Consider the following 220-nt stretch of genomic DNA (forward strand, 5'->3'; position numbering starts at 1 on the left):
TTCTCCCACGGTGAGCCTGGCGTAATGTAGGCCGTCTTTGCTCCGACGCCGGTGATCCAAGCTTGGAGGGCCTTCGCAACGAACTCCGGGCCGTTATCCGAACGGATATGGCCAGGTACGCCACGCACGATGAACAAATCCGAGAGCACGTCGATGACGTCGGTTGCCTTCAGCTTACGGGCGACCCGGATCGCCAGGCATTCGTGCGTGAACTCGTCGA

General features: G+C 60.5%; 1 protein-coding gene. It reads right to left on the minus strand.

What is annotated here, in order from left to right:
- Positions 1-220, minus strand: a 220-nt coding sequence (locus FV222_RS29205) for a DDE-type integrase/transposase/recombinase (RefSeq protein ID WP_147816582.1), incomplete at both ends; no start/stop codon positions are given.

The sequence above is a fragment of the Methylobacterium sp. WL103 genome (assembly GCF_008039885.1).
In the GTDB taxonomy this organism is placed as follows: domain Bacteria; phylum Pseudomonadota; class Alphaproteobacteria; order Rhizobiales; family Beijerinckiaceae; genus Methylobacterium; species Methylobacterium cerastii.